The 8,590-nt window shown below is 40.5% G+C and carries 6 protein-coding genes; 3 read left to right on the plus strand and 3 right to left on the minus strand.

What is annotated here, in order from left to right; all coding sequences use genetic code 11:
- Positions 1–3: 3 nt before the first annotated feature.
- The gene (locus tag EHS11_RS12980; protein WP_135764841.1) at positions 4–399 is read right to left on the minus strand and encodes a DUF6941 family protein; all 396 of its coding nucleotides are present in this window, start codon (positions 397–399) and stop codon (positions 4–6) included.
- 287 nt (positions 400–686) lie between these two features.
- Here EHS11_RS12980 and leuA2 point away from each other — a divergent pair, with 287 nt between their 5' ends.
- The 3 genes from leuA2 to EHS11_RS12995 all read left to right on the plus strand — a co-directional run bounded on the left by leuA2 (position 687) and on the right by EHS11_RS12995 (position 5,454).
- Positions 687–1,868, plus strand: coding sequence for a 2-isopropylmalate synthase LeuA2 (leuA2, locus tag EHS11_RS12985; protein WP_135764842.1), 1,182 nt, complete (start codon positions 687–689; stop codon positions 1,866–1,868).
- 45 nt (positions 1,869–1,913) lie between these two features.
- Positions 1,914–3,626 (plus strand): NHL repeat-containing protein, encoded by a 1,713-nt coding sequence (locus tag EHS11_RS12990; RefSeq protein ID WP_135764843.1) that lies wholly within the window; start codon positions 1,914–1,916, stop codon positions 3,624–3,626.
- 79 nt (positions 3,627–3,705) lie between these two features.
- Positions 3,706–5,454 (plus strand): N-acyl-D-amino-acid deacylase family protein, encoded by a 1,749-nt coding sequence (locus tag EHS11_RS12995; RefSeq protein ID WP_135764844.1) that lies wholly within the window; start codon positions 3,706–3,708, stop codon positions 5,452–5,454.
- Positions 5,455–5,493: 39 nt separating this feature from the next.
- On the opposite strand, the gene EHS11_RS13000 is transcribed toward EHS11_RS12995, so the two are convergent.
- Entirely contained in the window at positions 5,494–6,957 is a 1,464-nt protein-coding gene (locus EHS11_RS13000) for an LA_3751/LA_3752 family putative glycosyltransferase (RefSeq protein ID WP_135764845.1), read from the minus strand.
- The gene (locus tag EHS11_RS13005) at positions 6,957–8,468 is read right to left on the minus strand and encodes an LA_3751/LA_3752 family putative glycosyltransferase (RefSeq protein WP_246047870.1); all 1,512 of its coding nucleotides are present in this window, start codon (positions 8,466–8,468) and stop codon (positions 6,957–6,959) included. The genes EHS11_RS13000 and EHS11_RS13005 overlap by 1 nt, the downstream gene beginning before the upstream one ends.
- Positions 8,469–8,590: the final 122 nt, after the last annotated feature.

Raw genomic sequence — 8,590 nt, forward strand, 5'->3', positions numbered from 1 at the left:
CCATCAAACATCGATTTGGTTCAACAAATCCACTTTCAAAACCCTACTTCCGATCAGTTCCCCGTCGACATGTACGGAAAGATTATAACGCCCTGCTTCCGGAAAAGACACTCCGTTCAAATTCAGAGTGAGCTCTACAACTCCGTCAATGCCCGCGCTTTCAAACTCTCCTTCAATCGGCAATACAACCTGATCCGTATCAATCACAGTCAGAGTCAAAACAAACTGATGTTTTCCAATCAAGTTTGTAATCGCAACGTAAATTCCCCAAGGAGGGAAAATCACGGGAAAACTGGGAGACATGAACCTGTCGAAAGTACCGATGATTCCTTTTTTATTATTATTTTCCGTAATGACCCGGTCTGCGAAAAGAATAGAAAGTAGTACTGGTTCTGCCATAACCTCACCAAATTCCGTTTGGTGCATAAAGAAAAGAATTAAACCGTAAAGTTTTTATAAAAAAATCTTGACCGAATCGATAGTTTAGTCCGTCTATAGAGATAGATATGAAATCTTTTGCATACATGCATTCTTCTCTCCTCCTCCTCGAACTACTCTAGTTCGAGGGAGACAGAGGTTTGCATACAAGCCCACTCCCTTCGGGGTCGTGGGCTTTTTTATTGGCACGAGCTAGTAAAAATCCTCCTCTCCGACGGGTCTAGGGGCCAAAGGAAAGTGAGGAAAAAATGAACCATCAAAATAGAACCGTTTGGATACAAGACGTTACCTTAAGAGACGGAAATCAAGCTTTGAAAAAGCCTTGGACCATCGAAGAAAAACAAATCGTATTTGATTTGTTAGTTGATTTAAATGTTCCCGGCATCGAAGTAGGTTTCCCTTCTTCCAATTCGTTGGAATTCGAAGCAACAAAGATTCTTTCCGCACGAGCTACCGAATCCGTCACGATTGCAGCATTAACACGTGCAAATGAAAAGGAAATCCGAACCACATGGGAAGCCATCCAAAACGCAAAGACTCCCAGATTGCATATAGTCTATCCGGTGAGTCCCTTTGCCATCGAACAGGTATTAAGGATCAGTTACGAACAGGTTTTGGAAAAAATATACGATTCCGTTTCGTTTGCAAGAAAGATTGCAGGCAAAGACGTCAGCATTCAATTTTCCGGCGAACATTTCGGAGATGCCCGGGACGGAATGGATTTTGCAAAAAAAGCATTTCAAACTTCCATTGAAGCTGGCGCGAATGTCATCAATCTACCCAATACTGTGGAGAGATACAGACCTTTTCTTTTTGTAGAGATGGTAAGAGAAATCAAGGCAGTGACTCCGGATCATATCAAAGTTTCCGTGCACACTCATAACGATATGGGAATGGCAACAGCGACTTCCGTGGAAAGTTTTTATGCAGGCGCCACCCAAATAGAAGTCGCCTTAAATGGATTAGGTGAAAGGGCGGGGAATACGAATTTTTATGAAACTGCAGTTGCGCTTTACCAAAATGGAGAAGAGTCGGGAATCCATTTTGACAGAATCTACCCCACCGCCAAAAAGATCTCTGAAATGACGGGGATTCCGATCGGGGAAAAAACTCCCATCATTGGAGAGGATATTTTTTCCCATAGAAGCGGAATCCACCAAGACGGGGTTACCAAAACTTTGGGACAAAAAAAAGGCGCCTATCGTAGCTTTTCACCCGAATTTGTGGGACGCACCGACGGAGAAAAAATTTCTTTCACAAATCAGTCAGGAACCAAAGCAATCCGTCACATCTTGGAGAGTGAAGGGAGGTTCTATTCGGATGCCGAAATTCAAATCCTTTTTCATAAAGCAAAAGAAGTTTCAAGCAGAGAAGGAAATAGGGAAATCGCCGGGAAAGAACTTATTTCCATGGCTGAAGAAAGAAATTAGAGAATCCGGGCTTTCTCCTTTGTTAAAAAGATCGTGAAGCCCTTTTTGTATCTAATACTCCTAGGTTTTGTTTCCTTTTGTAATGTTAAACCGACTCAAGGGGTACTAGCGCTTCTTTCCTCCGTCAATTCCTCATCTTCTGAAGCGGCGACAGGCAGCCTGGTTGTAAGTGCAATCAGTGGCAACATAAATGAATTCGGAGTGAGAGCAAACTTCACAGTAGCACTTTCCGAAAATCCTGAAAAGTCAGTGTATCTTTGTCTGGAAAGTAGCGATACCGCAAACGGAGGAACTATAGTGGAATCCGCTCCCGTATTTTCCGCAAGCACACCATGTAACAAATCTTATCTGGAATTTTCTCCCACAGGAGGAACCGTTCCGCAAACAGTGACGATAGAAGGAGCGCGCGGAACCGTAGGAGTTCAAACTGATACCAGTTATACGATTTCAATTTCCTCATCAACCGAGGATAGTTCTTTCAAAAATCTAAGCACAGTAACTGTGGGAGTCATCAATAAGAACATCGACATACCGGGATATTATTTTGTAAGGGTGTTTATTAAAAACTTAAACGGAAATCTAATTCTAAAAAACAACGGTTCAGAAACTTTAAGTCTGAACAGTTCCGGCTATAATAATTTTGCTACCGCGCTCACGGATCTTTCCGCTTATTCCGTTTCCGTCGTTACGCAACCAAGCACTCAAGTGTGTTCGGTCGAAGGTTCTCCTTTCGGAAATTTGGCAAGTGCTCATGCGGTAGTAACATTTGACTGTGTGAGTGGATTCGTATTCAACGGAACTTTGTTTTCCACACCCAATCCCCCTACCTTAAATCAAAGTTTTGCATCTCTCGTGACTTTGAGCGGAGACGGAACTTCCGGGTCCAATAACGGAATCGGAACCGCAGCTCACTTCAATAATCCGATCGCGATTGCAACGGACGGACAGAATTTATTTTTAGCGGACCTTACCAGTAACCTGATCCGCAAACAGAATTTAGGTGACAATTCCGTAACTACGCTTGCCGCAAATCCCGGTCCTCATGGAATCGCAACAGACGGAGTAAATGTTTACGTTACCAGCTACAATAATCATACAGTGAACAAGATCAATATTTCGACGGGAACCATTACACTTATGGCAGGGGCTGCCGGAGTTTCGGGGGACGTAGACGGAGGAATCGGAACCTCAAGGCTCAATACCCCCACCTATCTTACGACAGACGGTATCAATCTCTTTGTTACGGATCGCGCCAATAATAAGATAAAAAAAATCGTGATTGCTACGGGAGTCACTTCTTCTCTTTCCGTGACAGGTATGAACAATGCTAACGGAATTACTACCGACGGAAACGACCTCTATATTGCCAACTCGGGGAACCATACGATACTAAAATACAATCTGACTTCTTCCTTACAATCGATTGTTGCAGGAACAGGCGCTAGTGGGAACTCGGACAATTCCACGGGAATCTCCGCCACACTGGATTCTCCTTATGGACTTACCATGGATGGAAGTTTTCTCTATCTTTTGGAAGGGTCCGGAAAAAGTTTTCGAAAAATGTCCCTTTCTTCTCCTAATGGTATTACCACAATTGCGACGCCTCAGAGCGCAGGACTTCTGGACGGAACGATAGGAATCCCAGGAACCAGCAGATTTTGCAACGCTTCCAATTGCGACACATCCATCACTACGGACGGAAACTTTATCTTCTTCTCTGACAGGCACAACCATTCCATCCGGAAAATTCTCTATTAAAAACGAACAAAATTCTTGATTGCGGATTGACAAAAGTATGACATTCTGCCATACTTTTATGGTTCTTCGGAGGCTTACTATGTCAGCGACCTTGATCCGCAATGCCCGTATTTTTGACGGAAGCAAAAATCCTTCCTTTGTGGGAGATCTTCGGATTCTGGATGGCAAAGTAGAAGATCTTTCTTCTGGCACTCTGTCTGCTCTTCCCGGTGAAAAAATAATCGATGCCACAGGTCTTTGGCTCACTCCGGGTTTTATCGATTTTCATACTCATTATGATGCGGAAGTAGAAGTTTCCCCCGATCTTTCCGAATCTCTCCGTCACGGAGTCACGACGATTTCTTTGGGAAGCTGTTCTTTGAGTTTGGCTTTGGGTGATCCTGTGGACCTTGCGGATATGTTCAGTAGAGTGGAAGCGATCCCCCGCAAGCATGTACTTGCGATTTTGGAAAAGGGAAAAAACTGGAACTCCGCCAAAGAATACAAACAACACTTAAACGATCTTCCTTTAGGACCGAACGTAACATCTTTTGCAGGACACTCTGCGATTCGTGCTCACGTGATGGGACTAGAACGTTCTCTCACCAAAGGAGAAAGGGCAACAAAAGAAGAGCTCAATCGAATGAACGATCATTTAGAAGAAGCGTTGAACGAAGGTTTTATGGGGATGTCCATCAATACTCTTGTTTGGGACAAGATGGACGGAAGTAGATTCCGTTCCCGTCCCTTACCTTCGACTTTCGCGCCTTGGAGCGAATATAAATTTCTAAATAAAACTCTTCGCAAACGCGGAAAAATTTTTCAAGGTGTTCCGAATGTTTCAACCAAGATCAATTTGCTTTTGTTTTTATGGGAGGCATTCGGAGTTTTTGCAAAACCTCTCAAAACTACCATCATTTCCATGATGGATGTAAAATACGATCCGGGCCTTTATAAATTATTAGGAGTGATTGGAAGAATTACGAATAAATTTTTCGGTGCCGACTTCCGTTATCAGTCTTTGCCGGAACCGTTCGATTTGTACGCGGATGGAATGGACGTAGTCGTATTTGAAGAGTTTGGTGCTGGTGCGGCGGCAAATCATATAGAAGACGAGCTCGAACGGAAAAAACTGATGAAAGATCCGAAATACAGATCCTGGTTCAAAAGACAATGGACCAATTGGTTTTTGCCAAGAGTGTTTCACAGGGATTTCAGAGAAACCAAAATCGTTGAATCACCTAATCCCGATTTGCTCGGAAAATCGATAGAACAAGTTGCCAAAGAAAGAGGAGTTCATTCCGTAAATGCATTCCTTGACTTGGTGGCGGAATACGGAAATTCGATCCGCTGGTATACAGTGATGGCAAACCATAGAACGGAACCACTTCGTAAAATCGTATCTCATCCCGATATCCTGATTGGCTTTTCCGATGCGGGAGCGCATTTACGGGGAATGGCACATTACAATTTTCCGTTACGAATGATGAAATTGGTAAAGGATGCGGAAAAAGAAAAAGACCCTTTTATGAACATGGAAACTGCTGTGCACCGCTTAACGGGAGAAATTGCAGATTGGTTCGGAATTGATGCAGGGTATGTCCAAAAAGGAAAACGAGCGGATTTGGTTTTAATCGATCCGTCAAAATTGGACGATTCACTTGCCAAGGATGTGGAAGCCTCAATGCCTTTTATGGGAGATTTCAAACGTTGGGTGAGAAGAAACGATTCGACCGTAAAACAAGTGTTTGTGAATGGAAAACTCGCTTTCGAAGAAGGAAAACCGAGTGCCGGCCTCGGTAAAGAAAAAGGTTACGGACGATTTTTAGAATCTCGGATCGGAAACTAGATCGTATCAAAAAATAGGGAGTAGATTGGTTTCAATTCCCTATTTTGAAATATTTCCCTTGTAGCGGTAAATGTAAATATCCTCTACTTTTGCGATCTTTTCATAATTTGCATTCAGATACTTATGATAGTATTCGTAGTAACTGGGTTCCCATATAAAAAAATGAAAAGATGTTTTCCCATTTTGAGAAAGTAATTTAGTCAATCTCTTCAATTGAAATTGTCCCTCTCCCTGATAAACATTCCGAATCTCCGCATTTTGAACCAAATGACCGACAAATTCATTGGAAACCACGTTCGTCTGACCGATATAAGGTGAAATTTCCTTATAAATACGATCCATTCGTCTGCTCGTAAAAACAAGAACCAGAATTGTGATCGAAAGATAGATACCAGATTGTATGAATACAAACGAGTGAATCAGTTTTTTCCGATTGGGAACGTATCTGTCGATTGTGTAAAAAATAAAGAATGCCAGGAAAGGAACGGCGGGAAAATAATATCTAGGCATAATATCGCTTCCTTGTTGTTGGGGAGACAGAAGAGGAATCGCCACCATAAATACCAAACAAGCCAGATAAATACGAAAGAATGTTTCCTTTCGCAAACTTTTCCAATCTTTGAATAGAAAAAAGGTAAGAAAAAAAGTAGGAAGATAAAACAACATGCAATACTTTTCAAAAAAGAAATATTCGAAAACACGAACCATTCTTTCATAGAAAGTGAAAGAATGTGTACCAAGAAATCTCAAACCTTGCGGATTGTTCCAAATCAAATGGTTCGAATACAAAAACACAAAACCAGGAACCATTGCATAAAGAACCAGATAACCCAGTTTCTTTTTCAGATTTGAAAAAGAACGGAATATGATTGCGAAGTAGATAAGAACCGCAAAAAAAAGCACTTCCGTTCTGAGCAAAACGAGAATGGAAAGTAGGATCAAACTTACTAAGAATTTTAAAGCAGAACTAAAATGATGATCTTCGGTCTTTCTTCCTAATTCCAAACTCAAGAATAGAAACAGACAGAGACTGCATAATGTTCCTTCATAAAACCAAATCGAATAGATAACCAAGGAAGAACAAAATATATAAAAATATAATGTATTTCTAATCAGACTTTGATTCTCCGTAAAACGGGAAAGAAGAGATCTCAGAGAAAAAACAGACAAAAAACCGGCAAAGCCTGCAATCAAATAAATCCCGAAAAATCCGAATGATTTCAAACCGGGAGAGTTCAAATAAACCCAAAGCCAAGGGAAAGTCATATAGATTTTGTTTTGAATCAAATACGCGAAAGGAACATTGAAAATTCCGAACTGATTGTTCGGGTCTAATTTATAATCATGATTGTGAATGGAAAAATCGGCGCCGCCCGATTGTATATAATCCATAGTTTGAAAGTATTTATGAACATTGTCCTGCAAAAGACCCGCAGGAGTATGTTTCAATTGGCTGAAGATCAAAAGCCAAAGAAAGAGATAGGAAAAAATAATTTTTGTCATCACTTCAAAGATATGTTTCGAATCATAATTTCTTTCGATTCTTTGGTATCCAATATTTGGATTTGATTCAGAATATTTTCGGTAAAGAAAGTTTTTTCGTCAAAGAAATAGGAAGAAGGATAAACTAACGAAATATTGGTGGTAATTCCTTTCTTCTTCAATAAACCGGACAATTCCGAGAAAGAATCATATGTAGTGGCATGAAATACCTTCTTCACGTTATGGATCGCAAATGTGGAAGAATCGAATCCTTCACTTACAATCACAACCGTCTCGGAAGCGTTGGCTTTTAAAAAGCGATTGCCTTTTGCAAATTTTTCCTTTGCATAACCCAAAACAACCAGATAGAAACAAACTCCCAATATGGACCAAACAATCGTAAGGATCCGAACCCATTTGGGAATGAAAAAACTTTCCTTTGATTGATGGAAAAGAATTACCGACAACAAAAGTATCGGTGTCATGGAAAGAGCGAACCTGGTTCCCCACCCCACTCCCTGATAATTAACAACGGCAAAAGGAAGAATCAAAACAAATGCGACTGCAGTTAAGAAAATAGGTAAAAATCCGTGATCCAATGTTTTCCACTTTCTCATATAAAAAGGGATTACAATCAATATAGGAGATGACAAAAACAAACCTACGTTATCCCGTCCGTGAAGGAAAAATTCGTAAAACATACGCATGCGTTTGGAAAAAAATTCAGGATCACTTGCCGCCGTTACTTGCTCTACTCCTCTCAAGCCGAGAGGATTTCCGAAAATTTTCCAATTGATGAATGCCCAAAGGCCGATTAAAAATAAATAAACGGATAGAAAACTCAAGGACTGAAGAAAAGTTTTTGTCCTGGTCAAAAAACAAAAACCTACAAGCAAAACTCCTACAATCAAAGATTCTTGTCTCAGATAAACGGCAAGACCAAGTAATAGTGCAGAGACCAAAAACAATCGGTCCGATTTTTCATGAATCGATCTCCAGGTAAGATAGAAAGCAGTGTTAAGCATTGCTGAATTCAAATTTGTTTCAGATAAAAGAAATGCATAATGCAACAAACCAGTTCCAAGTCCGAAATATAACAAAAAGTATATCCGATTTTCCTTGATTAACAAAAGTTTGTCGGACCACAGCCATAAAAGCCAAAGAGTCCAAATAAAACCGAGTAAAGGCAAAAGATATTCCCCTACCGTTCCTAAAATCAAATGCAAAGGAGTCAGAAGGAACGTAAGATAAAAAGGAAACACATAATAACATTGATTGTCTATGATGTGCAAAAAGAAAGTTCCTCTCCAAGGAATGAATTTCAAATCAGGATCGATTTCTCTTTCAGGATAATAACATTTCAAAGTTTGAAAGTTTTGTTTGATAAAGTCCAAAACCTGGATGTGTTTCAATCCCCCGTCTGCCGGCTCAAGTCCCGCAGGATAAAAATAAATAAATGCAAAGAGGGAAAAAAGGGAAATGAAAAGAGGAACTTTATGTTTTTGTAAAAAAGCCATCGCCCAAAGAATCAATGAGTAGATATCCTAACGCAATCCTTTTTCAAGCAAGTAAGGTGAGTCGAGGTCATCTAACTGTAAATAAATAGAGGAACCTGTATAGATAAAAGAAAAGCTCTCTGTTATGATCAGAGAGC

The sequence above is a fragment of the Leptospira ilyithenensis genome, assembly GCF_004771005.1.
GTDB classification, from domain to species: domain Bacteria; phylum Spirochaetota; class Leptospiria; order Leptospirales; family Leptospiraceae; genus Leptospira_A; species Leptospira_A ilyithenensis.